19 protein-coding genes and 1 tRNA gene are annotated in these 21,362 nt (G+C 33.8%); 17 read left to right on the top strand and 3 right to left on the bottom strand.

Annotated features, from left to right (window positions below):
* Nucleotides 1–147 precede the first annotated feature (147 nt).
* The 15 genes from AC1Q5Z_RS00505 to AC1Q5Z_RS00435 all read left to right on the top strand — a co-directional run bounded on the left by AC1Q5Z_RS00505 (nt 148) and on the right by AC1Q5Z_RS00435 (nt 14,357).
* Nucleotides 148–1,722, top strand: coding sequence for a glycoside hydrolase family 10-like protein (locus AC1Q5Z_RS00505; RefSeq protein WP_198856766.1), 1,575 nt, complete (start codon nt 148–150; stop codon nt 1,720–1,722).
* Entirely contained in the window at nt 1,709–2,980 is a 1,272-nt protein-coding gene (locus AC1Q5Z_RS00500) for an MFS transporter (protein ID WP_492443305.1), read from the top strand. The genes AC1Q5Z_RS00505 and AC1Q5Z_RS00500 overlap by 14 nt, the downstream gene beginning before the upstream one ends.
* A gap of 21 nt (nt 2,981–3,001) precedes the next feature.
* Nucleotides 3,002–3,343 carry a tetratricopeptide repeat protein gene (locus AC1Q5Z_RS00495; RefSeq protein WP_198856764.1) on the top strand — a complete coding sequence of 114 codons (342 nt, stop codon included), beginning with the start codon at nt 3,002–3,004 and terminating at the stop codon, nt 3,341–3,343.
* A gap of 84 nt (nt 3,344–3,427) precedes the next feature.
* Nucleotides 3,428–5,041: a glycoside hydrolase family 3 protein gene (locus AC1Q5Z_RS00490; RefSeq protein ID WP_492443302.1), complete on the top strand. Its 1,614-nt coding sequence runs from the start codon at nt 3,428–3,430 to the stop codon at nt 5,039–5,041.
* A 125-nt stretch (nt 5,042–5,166) separates the two neighbouring features.
* Nucleotides 5,167–5,805: a peroxiredoxin gene (locus AC1Q5Z_RS00485; RefSeq protein WP_012024184.1), complete on the top strand. Its 639-nt coding sequence runs from the start codon at nt 5,167–5,169 to the stop codon at nt 5,803–5,805.
* Between the two features lie 185 nt (nt 5,806–5,990).
* Entirely contained in the window at nt 5,991–6,299 is a 309-nt protein-coding gene (locus AC1Q5Z_RS00480) for a thioredoxin family protein (protein ID WP_008462030.1), read from the top strand.
* A gap of 67 nt (nt 6,300–6,366) precedes the next feature.
* Entirely contained in the window at nt 6,367–6,624 is a 258-nt protein-coding gene (locus tag AC1Q5Z_RS00475) for a DUF6952 family protein (RefSeq protein ID WP_008462029.1), read from the top strand.
* Between the two features lie 433 nt (nt 6,625–7,057).
* Nucleotides 7,058–7,555, top strand: a complete 498-nt coding sequence (gene tpx, locus AC1Q5Z_RS00470; RefSeq protein WP_144214976.1) for a thiol peroxidase — start codon at nt 7,058–7,060, stop codon at nt 7,553–7,555.
* A gap of 14 nt (nt 7,556–7,569) precedes the next feature.
* Nucleotides 7,570–7,944, top strand: coding sequence for a diacylglycerol kinase (locus AC1Q5Z_RS00465; protein ID WP_198856762.1), 375 nt, complete (start codon nt 7,570–7,572; stop codon nt 7,942–7,944).
* A gap of 18 nt (nt 7,945–7,962) precedes the next feature.
* Nucleotides 7,963–10,422 (top strand): DNA translocase FtsK, encoded by a 2,460-nt coding sequence (locus AC1Q5Z_RS00460; RefSeq protein ID WP_343586225.1) that lies wholly within the window; start codon nt 7,963–7,965, stop codon nt 10,420–10,422.
* 73 nt (nt 10,423–10,495) lie between these two features.
* Nucleotides 10,496–11,122 (top strand): outer membrane lipoprotein periplasmic chaperone LolA1, encoded by a 627-nt coding sequence (lolA1, locus tag AC1Q5Z_RS00455; protein ID WP_479724222.1) that lies wholly within the window; start codon nt 10,496–10,498, stop codon nt 11,120–11,122.
* Between the two features lie 8 nt (nt 11,123–11,130).
* Nucleotides 11,131–12,585 carry an LptF/LptG family permease gene (locus AC1Q5Z_RS00450; RefSeq protein WP_289056917.1) on the top strand — a complete coding sequence of 485 codons (1,455 nt, stop codon included), beginning with the start codon at nt 11,131–11,133 and terminating at the stop codon, nt 12,583–12,585.
* A 2-nt stretch (nt 12,586–12,587) separates the two neighbouring features.
* Nucleotides 12,588–13,721: a 3,4-dihydroxy-2-butanone-4-phosphate synthase gene (ribB, locus tag AC1Q5Z_RS00445; protein WP_198856759.1), complete on the top strand. Its 1,134-nt coding sequence runs from the start codon at nt 12,588–12,590 to the stop codon at nt 13,719–13,721.
* Between the two features lies 1 nt (nt 13,722).
* Nucleotides 13,723–14,121, top strand: coding sequence for an acyl-CoA thioesterase (locus AC1Q5Z_RS00440; RefSeq protein ID WP_125721663.1), 399 nt, complete (start codon nt 13,723–13,725; stop codon nt 14,119–14,121).
* A gap of 151 nt (nt 14,122–14,272) precedes the next feature.
* A tRNA-Ser gene (locus tag AC1Q5Z_RS00435) sits at nt 14,273–14,357 on the top strand.
* 268 nt (nt 14,358–14,625) lie between these two features.
* Here AC1Q5Z_RS00435 and AC1Q5Z_RS00430 read toward each other — a convergent pair.
* The 3 genes from AC1Q5Z_RS00430 to AC1Q5Z_RS00420 form a co-directional block, all read right to left on the bottom strand.
* On the bottom strand, nt 14,626–15,576 hold the full coding sequence (locus AC1Q5Z_RS00430; protein WP_492443294.1) for an aldo/keto reductase: 951 nt from the start codon (nt 15,574–15,576) through the stop codon (nt 14,626–14,628).
* A gap of 211 nt (nt 15,577–15,787) precedes the next feature.
* Complete coding sequence (locus AC1Q5Z_RS00425) at nt 15,788–17,719, bottom strand: glycoside hydrolase family 97 protein (protein ID WP_492443292.1); 1,932 nt, start codon at nt 17,717–17,719, stop codon at nt 15,788–15,790.
* Nucleotides 17,720–17,743: 24 nt separating this feature from the next.
* Nucleotides 17,744–18,775: an aldose epimerase family protein gene (locus AC1Q5Z_RS00420; protein WP_492443290.1), complete on the bottom strand. Its 1,032-nt coding sequence runs from the start codon at nt 18,773–18,775 to the stop codon at nt 17,744–17,746.
* Between the two features lie 137 nt (nt 18,776–18,912).
* Here AC1Q5Z_RS00420 and AC1Q5Z_RS00415 point away from each other — a divergent pair, with 137 nt between their 5' ends.
* Both AC1Q5Z_RS00415 and AC1Q5Z_RS00410 read left to right on the top strand, forming a co-directional pair.
* Nucleotides 18,913–19,821, top strand: coding sequence for an AraC family transcriptional regulator (locus AC1Q5Z_RS00415; RefSeq protein ID WP_343586207.1), 909 nt, complete (start codon nt 18,913–18,915; stop codon nt 19,819–19,821).
* 128 nt (nt 19,822–19,949) lie between these two features.
* Entirely contained in the window at nt 19,950–21,356 is a 1,407-nt protein-coding gene (locus AC1Q5Z_RS00410) for a sugar porter family MFS transporter (RefSeq protein WP_343586204.1), read from the top strand.
* The last annotated feature ends 6 nt before the right edge of the window (nt 21,357–21,362 follow it).

The raw sequence follows: 21,362 nt of genomic DNA, 5'->3' as shown, positions 1-21,362 counted from the left end.
TCTGTGGCTAAAAAAAGTTGCCACGAATTACACGAATTTTCACGAATTCTTTTTTAAAAGAATAATTAAGAACAAAAATTAGTGCGATTAGTGTAATTCGTGGCAAAAACAAACTATTTTTGATTCCTGTTAAAATAAACATTTGAAATGCATAAAAATCAGCGCTTAATATTTTTTCTTTTATTTTCATTTTTCATTACTTCGATTTCTAATGCACAGGAAAGTAACATGCATCCTAAAAACGAATTTAGAGGTGTATGGATTGCAACGGTTGTAAATATTGACTGGCCGAAAACAAGTATGGATAATGTCGAAAAAGAAAAAGCTGATTATCTTGAAATTTTAGAAGCCTACAAAAAACTAAATTATAATGCCGTAATTGTTCAGGTTAGAAGTGTTGGAGATGCCATTTATCCTTCAGAATTTGCACCTTGGTCACGATTTTTGACCGGAAAAGAAGGTTTGGCTCCAAACCCCTATTACGATACTTTGGCTTGGATGATTGAGCAAGCACACAACAGAGGCTTTGAGTTTCACGCTTGGCTGAATCCTTATCGTGCAACTTTCGATTTGAATAAAAATCTTTTAAGCCCAAATCACGATCTTTTTAAACATCCAGAATGGATGATCGAATATGGCGGAAAATATTATTACGATCCTGCTTTACCAGAAGTTCAAGCGCATTTAACCAAAGTCGTAAAAGAAGTGGTTGACAAATATGATATTGATGCCATTCATTTTGATGATTATTTCTATCCTTATGCTGTTCCTGGAAAAGTATTTAACGATAATGCTTCGTACCAAAAATATGGCGCAGGTTTAAGCCGTGCAGATTGGCGTCGTGCAAATGTCAGCAACTTTGTACATGCCATTTCGGCTACCATTAAAGAAAGCAAACCGTGGGTTCAATTCGGAATTAGTCCGTTTGGAGTTTGGAGAAACAAATCTCAAGATCCAAAAGGTTCTGAAACACAGTCGACTTCAAATTATGATGATTTATACGCTGATCCGATGTTATGGATGGATCAGAACTGGATCGATTATATCTTGCCTCAATTATATTGGAGCATGAACAATACTAGAGCTTCTTACTCTAAATTGGTAAAATGGTGGTCTGAGAACGCTAATCCGAATACTGCTATTTACATCGGACATGCTACGTACAAAATTAGAGGCGACGGTGATAAAAGCTGGAATTATATGACCGAAATTCCAACCCAAATTGATTTCTTAAGAACTTTCAAAAATGTTTCTGGAAGCGCCTACTTCAGCTCAAAATGGTTTATGGGCAAAAACTTCGATGTCGTTCGTCATTTAGAAGAAAACCAATATAAATATCCTGCACTTCCTGCAGCTGTTCCAAATTTACGACATGTAATTATTGACACGCCAAAATTATTGGAGTACAAAAAAGACAGTATTAAATATGATTTCACATTCCAAAGTCCTCTAAATACAAAGGTTCGCTATATGGTAGTTTATGGAGCAGAACATATTTCGAAAATTGATACTAATGATGCAACAAAAATTATTGAGAAAGTAACGATAAAAGAAGTTGACGGAAAAATCAATTTCGCAATAGCGGCAGGAAAATTAAACCTTTACAAAGCCTGTGCAGTAACTTTTATTGATTACTATGCCAATGAAAGTACTCCAATTGCAATAGATTTAAAAAAGCCATTTAAAAACTATACACCAAATCAACCTAATGAAAACAGATAACAAACCTTGGTTTTGGATTCCGCTTCTTAACTTCGCTTCTGGATTACCGTATGCTATAATTATTTCCGTTTCGGTAATTATGTATAAAAATTTAGGGATTTCTAACGAAGATATTGGTGTTTACACCAGTTTACTTTATCTGCCTTGGGTTATCAAACCTCTTTGGAGTCCGCTTATTGAATTAATCGGAACCAAAAGAAAATGGTTTTTACTAATGCAATTAATCATTTCAATTGCTTTTCTGCTGGTCGGTTTTACCATTCCGCTCAACGGATTTTTCATAATGACCTTGTCTATATTCTGGGTTGCGGCTTTTGCTTCGGCTTCTAATGATATTGCTAGCGATGGCTTTTATCTATTGGTTCTTCCAGAAGACAAACAATCTTTCTTTATTGGTATTAGAAGTACTTTTTACAGACTTTCGATGTTAGCAGGAAACGGATTGGTAGTGCTTTTTGCAGGTTATTTAGAACATAAATTTGGAGACAATACCAAAGCTTGGTCATATACCATGATTTGTGTTGGTTTACTAATGACTTTCATTACCCTTTACAATTTCATTTTTACACCAAAGAATGAAATCAATGCTGTGACAACTAAAGAAACTGCACATTCTCAAGATTTTGCAACTATTTTTATCAGTTTTTTCAAGAAAAAACAAATCGGATTGATTCTAACTTTTATCTTGGTTTTTAGACTAGGAGAATCTCAATTGCTTAAAATGCTAAGTCCGTTTTTATTAGATTCGAAAGAATTAGGCGGAATGGGATTAGACACTGAAGCTGTTGGAATTATTTATGGAACTTGTGGCGTTGCGGCTTTAACCATCGGAGGTATTTTAGGCGGAATCGCAATCTCAAAACAAGGACTTACGAAATGGATGTTTCCAATGTTTTTAGCAATGCACCTTCCAATTTTAGGTTTTATATTATTGGCTTTCTTTCATCCTACTTCAATTTATTACATTTATGCCGTTGTAATTGTAGAACAATTTGGTTACGGTTTTGGTTTTACTGCCTTTATGATGTATTTAATTCATGTTGCCGAAGGAGAATCAAAAACAGCACATTATGCACTGGCAACTGGTTTTATGGCATTAGGAATGATGCTTCCAGGAATGTCAAGCGGATTTATACAAAAATATTTAGGCTATCAAAACTTCTTTATTTGGGTTTTGCTGGCTACAATTCCAGGTCTTATTTTATCACGTTTTTTAACCTTCCCAAAAGATTTTGGGAAAAAATCAGAAGAAGTTTAACACCCAAATCAAACTTTAACTATGGAAATCAATGAAAACTTGCAGAACGAACGAAATCTGAAAGGAACTGAGTTCGAGAAAAATGGAAATCTTGAAAAAGCAATTGAATTGTATGAAGAAAATGTTGCAGAAGGCTTTAAAGGAAATCACCCTTACGATCGACTAGCAACGATCTACAAAAACGAAAACGATTTGGATAATGAAATCCGCGTTTTAGAAAAAGCAATTGTGGTTTACGAAATAATCACTATTGAAGACCGATTAGAAGGATTGCCAAAGCTTTTCCGTTTCAAAAACAGATTAGAAAAAGCAATTGAAACTAAAAAGCAATTAGCCAAACAGAAAAAGGCAAAGTTGAAATAAAAAATCAAACTATATCATAATACCCAATTATCTGTTTTATAAAGAAATGGATAATAGTGTCTTTATGAAAAAGACTTTACAATAATGAAAATCACAGCCGAAGCGTTACGACAAAAAATAGGACAATTTTTCTTTCCAGCAGTATTCATCAATGATACAGAAGAAAATATTCAGGAAACAGAAAAACTTATTAGAGAATACAATATTGGAGGATTAACCTTTTTCCATAGTCGTGCGAGTGCTGCAACCAACTATGAAAGCAAGAAAAAAGTTGTTTTTAATGATGATAGTTACGAAAAGATCAAAACACTTATTTCTCGTTATCAAAAAGCCGCTTCTACTCCACTTTTAATTAGTATTGATGCTGAATGGGGTTTAGCAATGCGAATTGAAAAAACACCTCAATATCCGTATGCAATTACGCTTGGCGCTTTACCTTCAACTAAATCGAGTTTGGTTTACGAAGTTGGAAAACAAATTGGTTTAGATTTAAAAGCGGCTGGAATTCAGTACAATTTATCGCCTTTGGCAGACATCAACAACAATCCAAATAATCCAGTTATCGGATATCGTTCTTTTGGTGAAAACAAAGAAAAAGTAGCCAATTTTTCTATTGAATATTTAAAAGGAATGTCAGAAGTTGGCGTTTTAGGCTGTCTGAAACATTTCCCTGGACACGGAAACACCAATGTAGATTCTCATTTAGGTTTGCCTGTTTTAAAAGAAACTTTAGATGAATTATTAGAAAACGAATTATATCCGTTTATTAAAGGAATAGAAAATAATGTCGATTCGATTATGATTGGGCATTTGGCAGTTCCAAGTTTAAATGACGGAAAAGACACTTCTGCAACATTATCAAAAGCAGTGATTCAAGATCTTTTACGCGACAAATTAGGTTACGATGGTTTAGTAATTTCTGATGCTTTAAATATGCACAGCGTTTCTAAATTGTACGAAACCAAAGGTCAATTAGAATGGGAAGCTTTCAATGCAGGAAACGATGTTTTATGCTTTGCCGAAAATGTTCCAGAAGGAATTGAAGCGATCTACAAAAATGCTACACCAGACCGTATTTTCGAAAGCTATAATAGAATCTTGAAAGCCAAAGAAAAAGCAGGGATTCTTTCTGGAAATACAGCCGTTTCGGGCGAATTAAACTTCGAAAAAGCATCTCAATTAAATCTAGAAATTGCTCAAAATGCAATTACGAAAATCATTGATAACGGAATTTCAGATTTAGCTATTGACGCTCAGAAAAACAACAAATTAGCCAAACTAAGTTTATATAAAAATACTGAAAACACATTTTTCAAAACGCTCAATGCAAAACTTGATTCTCCAGAATTTGCTTTTGAAAGTTTAGAAACTTCGGATATTGTTGCAATCAAAAATGAATTAGAAAATTTTGAAACCCTCATCATTTCCTTATTTGTTCCAAAAGCAAAACCTTTGAATAATTTTGAAGTAAATGACGAAGTTTTCGAACTGCTTTCTAATCTTCTTCAAACAAAAAAATGCATTATTTACGTTTTCGGAAATCCTTACGTTTTACCACTTATTCCAGATCTAAAAAAGGCTTCAGGGTTAATTCAGGCGTATCAAGATTTTGAAGAATTTCAAAAAACCGCAGGAATTCAATTTTTTGAAAAAAATAGTTTTACAAGCGTTTTACCAGTAAATATTGATATTCAATAAATTACAATTCTAAATAGTCAAAATTTATCAACTTATAAGTTTTTATAATCACATCTTATTGTAAGAACCTGTACTTATGCCCTACTTTTGCACCAGAAATAAATATTTAACGTAAAACGAAAATTATGTCTTTAGTAGGAAAAAAATTCCCAAGTATTGCAGTAGATGCTATCTCAGAAATGGGTGACAATTTAAAAATCAACATTTTTGAAGAAGCAGTAAACAACAATAAAAAAGTACTTTTATTCTGGTATCCAAAAGATTTTACTTTTGTATGTCCAACTGAATTACACGCCTTTCAAGCTGCTTTACCTGAATTTGAAAAAAGAAATACTATCGTAATTGGCGCTTCTTGCGACACAAACGAAGTTCACTTTGCTTGGTTAAATACTCCAAAAAACAATGGTGGAATCGAAGGTGTTACTTACCCAATCTTAGCTGATACAAACCGTAACTTAGCTAACATTTTAGGTATTCTTGATATCGAATCTACAAGCTACAGCGAAGACACTGACTCAGTTATCATCGAAGGTTCAAACGTAACTTACAGAGCTACTTACCTAATTGACGAAACTGGAAAAATCTTCCACGAAAGCGTAAACGATATGCCATTAGGACGTAACGTAAACGAATACTTAAGAATGGTTGACGCTTACACTCACATCCAAACTAAAGGTGAAGTTTGTCCAGCAAACTGGGAAGCTGGTAAAGAAGCTATGTCTGCAGACAGAATCAGTACTGCTGAATACTTAAGTGCAAACTAATTTTTAATTAGTTTCTAAGATACTAAGATGCTAAGGTTCTAAGATTTACTCTTAGGCCTTAGTAACTTAGAAATCTAATCCTCTCTCAAAAAATCTCAAAAAATTATAGTTGCTAAAATCCACAAAGGTTCAAAAACTCAGAACCTTAGAATCTTAGCACCTTAGAATCTCAAAAAATAAAACTTATGTTAATCGACTTAAACGAAGATACATTAGCAGATTTAGTTGCTAAAAACGAAAAAGTAGTAGTACAATATTCAGCTTCATGGTGTGGAAATTGCCGTATTATGAAACCAAAATTCAAAAAATTAGCAACAGAAAATGAAGCTATCACTTTTGTTTTGGTTGATGCAGAAAACTCTCCAGAGTCTAGAAAATTAGCTAATGTGAGCAACTTGCCAACATTTGCCACTTTCGTAAACGGACAATTAGTTGGCGAAACTCAAACCAACAAACAAGAAGTTTTAATTGACTTAGTAAACGCTATTGTTTAATTGGTTATTTGTTTATTCGTTTAATCGATTAAACAAAAAAACGATTTAACGCTTAAACAAAAAAATTATGAAATTACCAGTAATTAAGCATTTAACACAATTTATCGAAGAAAACGATCAGGATTACATCATTGAAACGATCGAAGTTCTAGAAGCGATGACTGAAATTCCTTCTCTTAAAGATGAAGAATTAGACGTAATTGGTGAATTGATTTCAAATATGTACGGTGCCCTTGAAGTTCAAAAATTAGTTGCTCAAGGAACAGATAAAAAAGAAGCTTTAAATACGTTTATGAAACGTGTTTTAGGTTCTATCGATAAATAATCGAACCTCTTTTTTCAAAGAAAAAACAAAAAAACATGACGGAGAAAGCGTTTCTAATTGGAGACGCTTTTTTTTTAGTCTCAGGTTTCAGTTCCACGCTTCACACAATCTTTGTCAGGCTGAGTTTAGTCGAAGCCCACACTGGTAATTCCACAATCTTTTAGAGTTTCTAGCGCAGCCCTCCTTCGTCGGTATAACAAACTTTGCGAATAGAACTATGGCAAAGTTGGACATAAAGATGCAGAATAAAGAGAACAATATTTTCTCAAAATAAAAGTTATTAATAGAAATAATTTGCTAAAATAAATCGCAAATTCTTGAATTTATGGCTATCAAAAAGGACTCCTTAATCTCTCCTTAAACCGTTAACAAATACTTTTACATTCAAATATTAATCCTTACTTTTGAGCCTCATTAATTTTAAACAAAAATCATGGCATCTATCACATTAGGAGGAAATCCAGTTCATACATCAGGCGAATTACCTGCAGTTGGATCACAATTAGCTGATTTCAAATTAGTACAAAACGATTTATCAGTTGCTTCTTTAAGCACTTTCGCTGGTAAAAAATTAGTTTTAAATATCTTCCCAAGTGTTGATACAGGAACTTGCGCAACATCTGTTAGAACTTTTAATGCAAGTGCAAGCGGATTAGAAAACACAACAGTTTTATGTATTTCTAGAGATTTACCTTTCGCTCAAAAACGTTTTTGTGGTGCTGAAGGTTTAGAAAATGTAGTAAACTTATCAGATTTTCAAACTGGTGCTTTTGGAAAAGCAAACGGATTAGAAATCGTTGACGGACCTCTAGCTGGTTTACACTCACGAGCAATCATTGTTGTTGATGCAGACGGAAAAGTCCTTCACACAGAACAAGTTGCAGAAATTGCAAATGAACCAAATTACGAAGCAGCTTTAGCAGCACTATAATATTTACCTCTAAAATGGAGTTTCAAAAAGACAACACCTTTGTTACAGGCCGTTTAAAAAGCATGACTTATGCTTTTAACGGTGCTGTAAAATTAATTAAGACCGAACATAGTATTATGGTTCAATTTTCATTGGGAATCATAATGACTATTTTAGGTTTTTACTTTCATATTTCACAAACCGAATGGCTTTGTCAAACTTTAGCCATTGGCTTAGTTTTAGCTATCGAAGGATTAAATACAGCAGTTGAAAAAATTGCCGATTTTATCCATCCTGATTACAGCAGACGAATCGGATTTATTAAAGATATTGCCGCAGGGGCAGTATTTTTTGCTGCAATGACTGCAATAGCAATAGGCTTGATTATTTATATTCCAAAATTTATTTAGGCAAAGGAAAACGCAAGAATGGCAAAAAATAAAAAAGAAACTGTAGATAAAAAAAACGATAAACAAGAAGGAAATAAAAGATCATTTAAGATATCCAAACAACAAAAATTTGTTCTAGGATGTCTTTTGGTTCTTTTTTCTATTGCCCTATTAGTTGCATTTATTTCTTTTTATGTTAACGGACAATGGCAAAATGATCAAAGCATTGTAAACCAGCTTGGCGATCGTTCTGAAATTGCTGAGAATTGGCTTGGCAAATTCGGAGCTTATCTTGCCGATTTGATTATCTATAGAGGTTTCGGGTTGGCGTCTTTTATTTTCGTACGTTTGTTTTTCCTTACCGGAATGTTTTTAGCATTGGAGCTTTCTACTCAAAAGCTAAAAAATACTTGGTTCTGGGATATTTTTGCCATTATTATCGTTTCTGTACTTTTTGGCTTCTTTGCTACTTCTGCACCAGAATTAGGAGGAACAATTGGTTACGAACTCAATCTATTCCTTCAAGATTATATCGGAAAGACAGGTACTTTGCTTACACTACTTTTCGGTTTAATTGTCTATCTAATTTTCAAAATCAAATTATCGCCAGAAAAAATTCAGTCCTATTTTGATTCTACTAAGAAAGAATTCAAATCGGAATTAGATACTTTAAAACCTGCTGTTCAACAGCCCGAAAGCGCTTATAATCTAGAAGAATTTTCTATTAAAGAAGAAGCAGAAGAAGAAAATGATCCTGAATTGGATAATATTCATCTTAAAACTGTCGATTCTCAATTTGAAATCAATAAGGAGGCTTTAAAACCAACCATTTCTCATTCATCAGAAATTGAGCTAACTCCAACTTTAAAACCAATTCAACCGCCACCTACACAAATTACTGCCACGCCAGAAGAAGCATTTGTAATAGAAAAAGCGGAAGAAGAAGACATTATCGAAGAAAATTTAGCTTCTCGTCTAGTTGCCGATTTCGGATTATTTGATCCAACTTTGGATTTGTCAAATTACAAATTCCCAACCATCGATTTATTAAAAGAATATTCGACTGGCGGAATTACAATTAATCAGGAAGAATTAGAAGAAAACAAAAATAGAATTGTTGATACGCTTCGTAATTACAAAATTGAAATTGCACAGATTAAAGCAACCGTTGGTCCATCGGTTACTTTATATGAAATTGTGCCAGAAGCTGGAATCAGAATTTCTAAAATTAAGAGTTTAGAAGATGATATTGCTTTATCATTATCAGCATTAGGAATTCGTATTATTGCGCCAATTCCTGGAAAAGGTACTATCGGTATTGAGGTTCCGAACAAAAACCCTACTATGGTTTCTATGAAAAGCGTTATTGGAGCAGCGAAGTTCCAAGAAGCCGAAATGGAACTACCAATTGCATTAGGAAAAACCATTTCAAACGAAACTTTTGTTGTCGATCTTGCAAAAATGCCTCACTTATTGATGGCTGGAGCAACTGGACAAGGAAAATCTGTCGGATTAAATGCGGTTTTAACTTCATTGCTATACAAGAAACATCCTGCAGAAGTAAAATTTGTTTTGGTCGATCCGAAAAAAGTAGAGCTTACACTTTTCAATAAAATTGAAAGACATTATTTAGCTAAACTTCCAGATACAGAAGACGCTATTATTACTGATAACGCAAAAGTTGTCAATACTTTAAATTCACTTTGTACAGAAATGGATAATCGTTATTCTTTATTAAAAGATGCGATGGTTCGTAATATTAAAGAATACAACGAAAAATTCAAGTCTAGAAAATTAAATCCTGAAGCAGGACACCGATTTTTACCATACATCGTTTTGGTTGTCGATGAGTTTGCCGATTTAATTATGACTGCAGGAAAAGAAGTCGAAGTTCCAATTGCTCGTTTAGCTCAATTAGCGCGTGCTATTGGTATTCACTTAATTATTGCAACACAAAGACCTTCTGTAAACGTTATTACAGGTTTAATTAAGGCCAATTTCCCTGCCAGAATTGCGTTTAGAGTAACTTCTAAAATTGACTCTAGAACTATTTTGGATACTCAAGGAGCAGATCAGCTTATTGGACGCGGAGATTTATTATACACTAATGGAAACGACGTAATTCGTGTTCAGTGCGCCTTTATTGACACTCCAGAAGTGGAAAAAATTACCGATTTTATTGGCGGACAAAAAGCATATGCTACGGCTTATTTGCTTCCAGAGTTCGTTGGCGAAGAAAGTGGCATTAATCTTGATATAGATATTTCTGAAAGAGATACTTTATTTAGAGAAGCGGCAGAGATAATTGTCAATGCACAACAGGGTTCTGCTTCTTTATTGCAGCGAAAATTAAAACTAGGATACAACAGAGCCGGTCGTTTGATCGATCAACTTGAGGCAGCAGGTATTGTTGGTCCGTTTGAAGGCAGTAAAGCACGCAGTGTAAACATCTTAGATTTAAATGCTCTTGATCAATTTTTTAATAATGAACAAAATTAATCCAATCATGAAAGCAAAAATTCAAGAAATCAACAACAATTCTATCACAAACATGACCAAAAAGTGTTTTCAAATGGCAGTTATATTGCTTTTGAGCTTCACTTCTATTCAGGCTCAAGATAAAAAAGCGAAAGATTTATTGAACGAAGTAACTTCTAAAATAAAAAGCTACGACAATATTGTTATCGATTTTAAGTATTCTTTGAACAATGCCAAAGAAAACATCAATCAAGACAGTAAAGGAAACGTAACAATGAAAGGAAACCAATATGTTTTGAATTTCATGGGCGTTACTAAAATTTTTGACGGTCAGAAAACTTACACTATTGTTCCAGAAGACGAAGAAGTTACTATTTCTAAAGTAAACGAGAAAGATGATAACGCAATCACTCCTTCAAAAATGCTTACTTTCTTTAATTCTGGCTACAAATACAACATGGACATTGTTCAGAATGTAAAAGGAAGAAAAATTCAATACATCAAATTAGTACCAACTAGCGGAAAAGACCAAAGAAAAGAAATTTTGTTAGGTGTTGACGTTCAGACAAAACACATCTACAATTTGATTGAAACTGGAAAAAACGGAACAAAAACAACTTTAACCGTTAATTCTTTTAAAACCAATCAGCCATTATCAAAAAATCAATTTACCTTTGTAGCGAGTAAATACCCGAAATACTACATCAATAAATTAGATTAATCAGAAGGTTGAAAATACTAGACAAATACTTATTAAAAACATTCTTACTTACATTTACTACGGTATTTGTAATCTTATTTTTCATATTCATACTTCAAACAGTATGGCTATTTATTTCAGAACTAGCAGGTAAAGATCTCGACTTAATATTGGTCGTGAAATTCCTGCTTTTTTCTATGCCTCGTATTATTCCTCTAGTTTTACCTTTATCGGTTTTACTAGCATCGATTATGACTTTCGGAAATCTAGCCGAAAATTACGAGTTCGCAGCCATGAAATCTTCAGGAATCTCACTACAAAGAGCTATGAGAATCTTGATCATTTTTATTTGCGTTTTAAGTATTGTTGCATTTTGGTTTGCAAATAACGTTATTCCGTATGCAGAATATAAATTTGTTAATTTTAGAAAAAACATCGCACAAGCCAAACCCGCAATGGCTATTGCTGAAGGCCAGTTTAACGATGTTGGCACTTATAACATTAAAGTAAATAAAAAATCTGGCGAAAATGGCAACCGTCTTACTGGCGTAACAATTCACGAGAAAGCAAATAATATGGGTGAAAACAAAACCGTAATTAAAGCTAAAACCGGTTTGTTAGTTAGTAATGAAAAATCAAGCATTTTAAAACTGGTTTTAAATGATGGTTATTATTACCAAGACGTTACTCCAAAAAAATATGAAGATCGTGCGAAAATGCCTTTTATAAAAGGAAAATTTAAAACACAGATCATCAATATTGACTTATCTGAACTAAATAAAGTTGACGACAGCAAAGAAAGCATTGCAGGAACAAATGGAATGCTTAATGTTAATGAATTACGTTATACTTTAGACTCATTAAACAAGAATTTAAACAACGAAATTATTTCCTTCTCTGAGAATATTAATCAGCGTGTCGGAATTAAAAAATTCTACAGAGATACTCAAAAAAACATCAAGAAGAAACCACTTCCAAATGATCTTTTATCTATTTACTCTAACAAAGACAAGGTAGATATTTTAAAAATGGCTGGAAGCAATATAACGAGCAATATATACTCTATTGACACTACTCAACAAGATTTAAAGAACAAACAACGAGACATTAATAAACACCTTCTCGCATTATACGAGAAATTCGTTATTGCTTTTGCTTGCTTTTTAATGTTCTTTATTGGAGCTCCGCTTGGTGCGATTATTAGAAAAGGAGGACTTGGACTTCCTATTGTATTTGCGGTTTTAATTTTTATTACTTTCCATTTCATCAATACATTCGGAAAAAGACTATCTCAAGAAGGCGGAATGACCCCTTTTATGGGATCATGGATGTCATCTTTCATCTTGTCTCCACTCGCAGTATTATTAACCTATCGCGCCACAAATGACAATGGGCTAATTAATTTTGATGCGATTACAACTCCGATTTCAAAACTATTTCAGAAAATCTCTGAGCGGTTTTTACCTGCTCAAAAGCAAAAATAATTATGTCAACAACAAAAATACAACTGAATACCATTGAAGAAGCTATAGAAGATATTCGTCAAGGTAAAGTAATCATTGTAGTCGATGATGAGGATCGCGAAAATGAAGGAGATTTTTTGGCTGCGGCCGAAAAAGTAACACCAGAAATGATCAATTTTATGGCTACTCACGGACGCGGATTAATTTGTACACCACTTACAGAAAGCCGATGCAAAGAATTAGATCTTCGCGCCATGGTGACCAATAATACAGATCATATGGAAACTGCTTTTACAGTTTCTGTTGATTTAAAAGGCCAAGGAGTTACTACAGGTATTTCTGCTGCCGATAGATCAAAAACAGTTCAATCTTTAGTCGATCCAAATACAAAACCTCACGATTTAGCTCGTCCTGGACATATTTTCCCTTTAATAGCTAAACAAGGCGGTGTTTTAAGAAGAACTGGACATACCGAAGCTGCAATTGATTTTGCACGTTTAGCAGGATTTAAACCAGCAGGTGTAATCTGCGAAATTTTGAATGAAGACGGAACAATGTCGCGTTTGCCAGAATTGATTAAAGTCGCTAAAAAATTTGATTTAAAACTAGTTTCTATCGAAGATTTGGTTGCTTATAGAATGCAGCATGATAGTTTGATTGTTAAAAAAGAAGATTTTGATATCGAAACTCGTTTTGGAACATTTAGATTAAGAGCTTACGAACAAACTACAAATAAGCAAATACATATTGCCTTAACAAAAGGAACTTGGAATCTTGGCGAACCTATCTTAACGAGAATCCACTCTTCTCAGGTAAATAACGACTTGCTAGGCACATTGACTAATAATGCAGAACAGCAATTAGACGATATGTTTAAAGTGATTAATGAGAACGGAAAAGGTGCTGTTATCTTCATTAATCAAGACATGACAGCTGTTAACCTTTTAAACAGAATTTCTGAACTTAAATCATTACAAGCCAACGGAACTTTAAAAGCGCCAAAAGTTATTATTGACAGCAAAGATTATGGTATTGGAGCTCAAATTCTTCATGATTTAGATATTTCTAAAATTAGATTGGTTTCAAATACAGAACAAACAAAACGAGTTGGTATGATTGGATACGGACTTGAAATTACAGAATACGTTAAATACTAATATGGGAACAGTAGAAGAAAGAATTCAAAAATCAGAAACTCGAATTTTTAAAGCCGTTTTTCCTAGCACAACCAATCATTACGACACTCTTTTTGGAGGAACGGCACTACATCTTATGGATGAAGTTGCTTTTATCTGTGCTACTCGTTTTAGCCGTAAAAAAGTTGTAACGATTTCTACTGGTCAAATTGACTTTAAAAAAGCAATTCCGGCAGGAACTTTAATCGAATTAGTCGCAAAAGTAGATAGCGTTGGAAGAACAAGCTGTAAAATTCATGTCGATATTTTTATGGAACAAATGTATTCTGAGCTTCGCGAAACGGTTGTTTCAGGAACTTTTTCGTTTGTTGCTGTCGATGAAAACAAAAAACCAACGCCAATTTTAGACGATTTGGATTAATTTTTTAAAAAATCTCTTTTTCGGAAATACTGATACTTAGATACTTGAAAATTATTTTGAAAAACTTCAAAAAAAAGTCTAAAAAAAGTTTTCAGAACCGAAAAACCGTCTTATATTTGCACCCGCAATCAGACAATGAGAGCAACATACTGGAGAAATGGCAGAGCGGTCGAATGCGGCAGTCTTGAAAACTGTTGACTGTAACAGGTCCGGGGGTTCGAATCCCTCTTTCTCCGCTTCATGAGATTTCTAAGAAAATCTTCAAAAAACAAAAACCTTTAGATCTTACGATTTAAAGGTTTTTCTGCTTTTACAATTATGTTTTCAAGACTTCTGAAGTCACCTAAATCATAGCGCCAGATCTAGCAATCATTTGGAGGTTGATTTACTACTCTAAAAGACATTAATCACTCTTTTTTTGACAATAAAATAGCATTTTGTAACAGTGACACATTTTCTTTTAAACTTTTGTTTTCAATCTCCATTTTTTTGTATAAACCAACCTTAAGTCCATTCTGGAAACTGCGTTTTATTTAAGTCAAGCTTTTCAATTTCTTTTATATCAGCACTATCAAGTTTAAAATCAAAAATGTCAAGATTTTCTATAATATGTACTTTTTGAGAAGATCTCGGAATAGCTACAATACCACGTTGGTAATGCCATCTCAAACTTACCTGCGCAGTAGTTTTACCATGTTTTTGAGCAATTTTAGTTAATATTTCATTTGTAAAAAGACCATTACGACCTTCTGCAAAAGGAGCCCATGCTTGCATTTGGATATTATGCTGTTTTAATACCTTATAGTCATTTGTCTGCTGAAAATAAGCGTGTGTTTCAATTTGATTTATCACAGGTTTTACCTCAGCATAAGATAAAAGATCTGCTAGTTGTACCGGATCGAAATTGCTTATGCCAATCGCTTTAATTTTTCCTGCTTTGTAAAGTTCTTCTATTGCTTTCCAAGATCCTTTCACATCACCTCTTGGACGATGAATTAGATACAGATCAAGATATTCAAGTTGCAGTTTTCTTAGTGTCTCTTCAAAACCTTTTTTAGCATTTTCATAACCAGCATCATCAACCCATAGTTTCGAGGTAACAAAAAGCTTTTTCCTGTCAATTCCGCTTTGTTTTATGCCTCTACCCACTGCTTCTTCATTTCCATACACTTTTGCAGTATCAAGAAGACGATAACCTGCCGATATAGCTTCGGCAACTGATTGCTGGCATACTTCTCCACTAAGGCCATATGTACCAAATCCTAGTATAGGCATTTTGACACCGTTATTCAGCTTGACATCTGGAATCTGAACATCTTTTTTTTCTACGACAACATTTCCGAATAGTTCAGGCATTCCAAAAACACCTAAGTAAATTCCTGCGGCCGCGAATTTTGCACTGGTTTGTAAAAAACTGCGTCGGTTTATTTCATTTTTTTGGTTTTGAGAACTCATATTTCTTGTATTAGTCAATTACTAAAATCAATTACTAAAAGTAAATATTATATTTTAAAAATGAAGCTCATTTTTTTGAATTCCTAAGATCTTAATACTCTATATTTCTCTTACTAAACAAATCTTATCATTGTTATTTTTTTTACGCAATAGAAAAGGCGCTTAAAAAATTTAAGCGCCTTTTTTTGCAATTCATTTTACTAATCAATTATTACTTTACAAATTCAATAATAAAACCTCCTTTTGGAGCCATATTGTATTTCCACTTAGCATCAATTGGATGAGTTTCTACTTTAAAATCCATCAACGGATCTTTACCTTCAGAAATGATTCTGAATTTTGAATACCCTTTTCCGTATTTAGTCAGATCAATAGAAACAGGCAAAGCTGTGTTAGCTCCGTTTATCCCAATAATATAAGAAAGATTATCTTTTTTACGTGACAACACGATTGATTTTCCCGGTTCTGCCACAATAGCCTCAGTTTTATCCCAAGTAGCAGGCATTTCTTTCAACAAATCTTTAAGTTCATTTGGCAATGAATTAAAAACCTCTTCCGAATCGGCAAAATGAATAATCCCTGAGGTATAAATCATAGCCATTGCCAATTCATGAACCGAGGTATTTAAACGTGTATATTTTCTAAAAGTTAAAGCAAATGGCGTGTAATCAGCTGGACCAGCAACGTTTCTTGTAAAAGGCAATACGGTATTTTGTTCTGCTGCTTTTTCTGGAAATCTTGGTTCATAAAAATAACTTTCTGTTCCTAAAATAGCTTCTGCGGTTACAAAATTCGGCCATGTTCTATGCCAGCCTCTTGGAACTGTTGTTCCATGTAAGTTTACCAATAAATGTTCTTTTGCTGCATCTTCAAAAACACCTTGCAAAGCTGCCATAACTTCTTGCCTGTCTGAACACCAAAAGTCAATTTTCACTCCTTTTATTCCCATTTCAGCCAGTTCTTTAAATCTCTTTTTTCTTTTTTCTGAATCAAAGTATTCTGCTGAAAATCCCCAAACTAATGGCTGCACTCCTTTAGACAATGCATAATCTACAATTTTCCCTTCCTTGTTGGCTTTTTCCCAACCAGCATCAAAAAGCGTGTATTTGAAACCAAATGAAGCCGAAACATCCGTAAATTTATTATACATTTCTGGCGTAAAATCTTCTGGATGCGACCACCACGACCAAGCCGCTTTTCCAGATTGAATCCAAGAAACATCTTTAATTTTAGAAGCTGGAGCTAAATCAGTAATCATTGTAGACAATAAAATATTGCCTGCATTATCTCCAATCATTATAACTCTCCAAGGCATTGTCCACGGTTCTGCAGACTCAGGATATGCATTTCCTTTATCTGGTAATGGCAAAGTAAATTTCTCATCATTTTTAGCAAAGGCAATGGTGTACATTCCGTCTTTAGAATCTGGCGCTAAATGACAGCCTGGAAATGAACCGTCTGTACCAGATTCTGCAATCAGTACCCAGTTTTTAGCATCGTTTACATTAAAAAGTGCCGGCATACACCAACCAATAGATTCGTTTCGAGCACCGCTTATTGGATCTCCTGATTTTACATTTACATAAAAATCTTCATAACCTGGTGTATAATCTCCAGCCTTATTATAAGGTTGCAACCATCCTTTTGCTTTTTGATCAATATGGAATCCTGTTATTTCATTTTTAAGAACTTTTGATCCATTCACTTTATTATCAAACTTATATCTAAAAGCAACACCTTCTTCTCCTGCAATTAAGTCTATCGTCATCAAAGCACCTTGTTTGTTTTTGAAAGTGATGCTTTTGGTTTTAAAAACATGATCAGCTGTTTTATTATTAGCCACTTTAAGTTCATATTTCTCACGTTTTTCTTCTATTGGAGAAACATTTACAACAGATAATCCAGTAGTAAAATCATCATTTTCGAAAGTCAATCCAAGTGGAGAATCAAGTATAACAGCTTTATCATGACGCGTAACTTTATAAGACAATTGCCCGTCTTCGCTTAAAGACAGTGAAATCTGATTGAGATTGTCCTTAGATTTTAGCGAAAGTGATGTATTCTGTGCCTTACAATTCGTCAGCAGAAAAAATACTGACGGCATCAGGACAATTAAAAATCGGTTTACAAACTTTTTTTTCATTATATAAATATTTAAAGGTGATAGTTAAATTTTGTCAGTTACTATATCAAAAGTATAAGCAATGGTTTCATCGTAGATTTGACCTGCTCCAAATAAAGTGTTAGGAAAATGTTCATTATTGGGACTGTCAGGATAATATTGGCATTCTAAACAAAGTCCGTCAAAAGATTGGTATAATTTAGAATGTTCACCGATTAATGCACTGTCTAAATAATCTCCTGTATAAAGCTGCACACCCGGATATGAAGTATAAACGCGCATCACTCTACCTGATTTTTCTTCAATCAATTTACAAACAAGTTTTTCATCAACATGATTGCGATCTAAAACATAGTAGAGATTTAGTCCCTTGTTTTGCATTACGTCACCCAGTTTATCATTCAGAAATAAATATTCGTCAGCTAGTATAATTTTTCCTGTCGGAATATAATCGGCTGTACTTTCTAATATTTTTGATCCTTGAATGGTTAATCTATGATTGTGAATTTTATCTTGACAAGCAGATAAATTGAAATAAGAATGATTGGTAAAATTAAGCGGAGTCGATTCGCTGGCTTCCGCCAAAAACTGAATTTTCAATTCGTTTTGATCAGTCCATTTATAAATCACTTTTAGATTTACATCTCCCGGAAAACCGCCTTCTCCACTTCTGTTTTCAAGTGAAAAAATCACAGCATCGTTTTCTATTTTAAAATCGAATATTTTAGAATTAAATCCTGCTGAACCGCTGTGATTGCTATTTTTTCCGTCGTTTTTATCCAGATAATACGTTTTATTCTCAATAGAAAACGAAGCATTATTTATTCGGTTTGCAAAACGCCCGATTGTCGCTCCGATATAAGCCTTGTCTTTTAAATAACCTTCTAAAGTAGGAAAACCCAAAACCACATTTTCTTTCTTCCCATTTTTATCTGGTACAACTATGGATTTTACTATGGCACCATAATTAAGCAGCTCCACATAATTTCCTTGGCTGTTTGTAATAGTAAATTTGAAAACTTCTTGATCTGCAAACCAGCCAAAAGACTCGTATGCAATTATATTGGTAGAATTCATATTGGTTTAAAAAAGGTCAGAAAAGATTTAAGTTAGATTAGAATTTCAAATTTACTTTTGATAATTGTGCTTAAAATGGACATTTTTTTTGAAAGCATGGATTAAATTATGATATTTGAAAAACAAGATTCAGGAAAATGAAAAACGCATCGCAAAAGGAAAAAATAAAAGTTAAAGAAGGTTTTTTAGGACAGCGCATGATTGTAATTCCTAAAAACATACTTTCCAATATCAAAAAGAATCCGCTTATTTCGGGTTTGTATTTTACCGATATTGGCGTTTTTCCTAATGCGAGCCATCATTCCATGAAGCGAAAACACGGAAGCAAACAATATATCCTGATTTATTGTTATAAAGGAGAAGGCATTATTAGCCGAGAAAACAAAACCATTACACTCAAAGCCAATACCTTTTATATTATTCCGCCAGAAGTTGCGCATGATTATTATGCTTTAAAACAAAATCCGTGGAGTATTTATTGGATTCATTTTACTGGACCACAGGCACCTTATTTTTACGATAAATTCATAACCGAATATCCTGATACCGCTCCGCAATTATCGCTTGAAGAAAGACGTATCGAACTATTTGATAACATATTAGACGTTATGGAAGACGGTTACAGCTCCAGCAATCTAGAATTTGCCAATTTATCTTTATGGCAGCTACTGAATACCTTTTTGTATGAGAAATTTTTCATTCAAAAAAACCGAAAATTTTCAGAGGATAATACTATTGAGTCGGCTATTGATTACATGAAAAAGCATCTGGAACTTTCGTTAAAAATAAACGATGTTGCAGCTTATTTTAATTATTCATCATCACATTTTTTTACCTTATTTAAGAAACAGACGGGGTATTCTCCTATACATTATTTCAATTATCTAAAAATGCAGAAAGCCTGTCAATACCTAAGTTTTACGACTATGAGCATAAAAGAAATCAGTTTTAATTTAGGTTTTAATGATCCGTTATATTTCTCCCGTTTATTCAAGAAAATAATGAGTACATCACCTATTCAATATAGAACAGAATATAAGCAGTAACGCAATTGTTTTCGAATTTTAAAACATGATGCCAAAAAATCAGATTATAATCCATCTATTCAAAAAAAATATCCATAAATCAAAGGTTCCGATTCCGCTAATTTTACAAAAGCTATTAAAACCTTTTTATGAAAAATTACAATTATACCTTTTTACTATCAATTAGTCTAGTTGCAGCACTGGGTGGTTTACTCTTTGGCTACGACTGGGTTGTTATTGGCGGAGCAAAACCATTTTACGAAATTTATTTTGGCATTTCAGATTCTCCAGCTCTTCAAGGCTGGGCAATGAGCAGTGCTCTTGTTGGCTGTGTGGCAGGTGCCGCTGTTGCAGGAAAACTAGCCGACACTTACGGAAGACGTCCTCTACTGATTGCTGCCGCCGTATTATTCTCCTTATCGGCAATTGGAACAGGAGCTTCAGAAACCTTCAACATATTTATTGTCTGGCGTATTATTGGAGGAATCGGAATTGGAGTTGCTTCTACCATTTCGCCTTTATATATTGCAGAAATCGCACCTCAGGAAACCCGCGGACTTTTCGTGTCCATAAACCAACTTACCGTAGTTATCGGAATTCTTGCAGCACAGATTACAAACATGCTAATCACAGAAGTTATTCCAACTGGTTATTCTCACGCACAGATTCTTGCTTCTTGGAACGGACAAACTGGATGGCGATGGATGTTTTGGGCAGGATTTTTCCCGGCTGTTCTTTTCTTTCTATTAATGTTTCTGATTCCAGAAAGCCCAAGATATTTGGCTAAAAAAGACAATCAAAATTCGGCAGAAGATACTCTTGCTAAAATTGGAGGAATTGATTATGCTAGAGAAGAGCTTTCAAAAATTAAAGAAACTTTTACACACGAAAGCGAAAAGACCGATTTCAAAATATTATTCGACAAAAAAGCTTTTTCGATCTTAATTATCGGAATCGTATTGGCCGCTTTCCAACAATGGTGCGGTATTAATATCATTTTCAATTACGCTCAAGAAATCTTTGTTTCGGCTGGTTACAGCATAAACGATTTGTTCATGAATATTGTGATAACAGGAAGCATTAACTTGGTTTTCACTCTAGTTGCTATGGGAACTGTAGACAAATTAGGCCGTAAAAAACTAATGCTTTTTGGTTCTGGAGCACTTGCTGTAATCTATGCTTTACTAGGATATTTTTATTACACCAATGTTACCGGATTTCCATTATTGCTATTGGTATTATTAGCCATTGCCATTTATGCAATGTCTCTTGCTCCTATTACTTGGGTTATTTTATCTGAAATTTTCCCTAACCGAATTAGAGGTGTAGCAATGTCTATTGCCACTTTTGCTCTCTGGATTGCTTCTGCCATATTAGTACAGACCTTTCCAATTTTTAACAACTATCTAGGCACGTCGGGCACTTTCTGGCTGTATGGAATCATCTGTGCCTTAGGATTTCTATTTGTTTTCAGAAAACTTCCTGAAACAAAAAACAAAAGTCTTGAAGAGATTGAGGAGCTTATGGCTGCTGATCAATCAAAACATATTCAATAATTTAAA

The sequence above is a fragment of the Flavobacterium sp. GW823-FHT06G12 genome (genome assembly GCF_058794775.1).
The sequence above is the reverse complement of the archived record's forward strand: the minus strand, read 5'-3'. Positions and strand labels throughout refer to the sequence as shown.